The sequence below is a fragment of the Methylobacterium sp. SD274 genome (genome assembly GCF_017355285.1).
Taxonomy (GTDB): domain Bacteria; phylum Pseudomonadota; class Alphaproteobacteria; order Rhizobiales; family Beijerinckiaceae; genus Methylobacterium.
The window spans coordinates 1-985 of sequence record NZ_JADIJP010000078.1 but is presented as its reverse complement, the minus strand read 5'-3'; the positions used below and the strand labels follow the sequence as shown (position 1 = coordinate 985).

General features: G+C 69.5%; 1 protein-coding gene. It reads right to left on the bottom strand.

Going from position 1 to position 985, the window contains the following annotated elements; all coding sequences use genetic code 11:
• The coding region (locus IPV08_RS24315; protein WP_207414426.1) for an IS110 family transposase at positions 1-874 on the bottom strand (874 nt) is incomplete at its 3' end.
• Between the last annotated feature and the right edge of the window lie 111 nt (positions 875-985).

Here is a 985-nt window from a genome sequence, read left to right as displayed (position 1 = left end):
TTTTCTGGTGGGATTTTCCGGCGTCCTTGAGGCGTTTGTAGAGTCGGACGAGGGCGTCGTTCCATCGGAAGGCGGCGGGCAGGGCTGCGGCGTAGAGGGCGGTTCGAACGGTGGCGCGTCCTCCCGCGATGCGGCGCTGGCCCTGATGTCGGCCGGAGCTGTGATCGAAGGGGGCGAGACCGGCGAGGCTTGCGGCCTGCTCGCGGGAGAGGTCTCCGAGTTCGGGCATGCGCACGATGAGGGTGAGGGCGGTGCGCGGCCCGATGCCGGGAACGCTGAGGACGAGGTCGAGGCGTCGGGCGAGATCGTCATGGGCGCGCAGGGCGGTGACGAGGGCCTTGATCCGCGCCGCGCGCTCGGCCTTGAGACGCTGGATCTCGGCGGCGATGTGCTCGCGGATGCGCGGGTCTTGATAGGCCTCCCGCCGTGTCTTGAGGCGGACGACGTCCTCGTCGATCTGCTCGACGAGGCGCAGGGGCTCGGCCAGGGCGACCAAGCGCGGATCGGGGGCTGGCCTGCCGGGTCCGTGAGCCGCCGTGCAGGCGGCGATCAGTCCGGCATCGATGGCGTCGGTCTTGGCGCGGCGCAGGCGAAAGGTCGCGTAGGCGCGGACCTGCCGGGGCTGGAACAGGACCACGTCGAGGCCCGCCTCGCGCAGGGCAGCGGTAGCCCTGCGCTCATAGCCGCCGGAGGCTTCGAGGCCGACCCGGCCGATCCCGAGACGGATCAGCACCGCGACGAGTTCGGCCCGCCCCTCCCCGGTGTTGGGCAGGCGCCAACGCTCGTCGCATCCATCGACGGCAAGGTCGAGCCAATCCTTGCCGACATCGATCCCGGCTACGGCCGGACCGGTCTTCGTGCTACTGTGTGTCATCTTCGTCGACCCTGCCTTGCAAGCGAACCACGACGTTCAGGCAACCATCCGGGTTCGATGAAGAGGCCGACCGCGATCTTGCTCAGGAGCAGCCAAAAGGCTCAGGCGCCA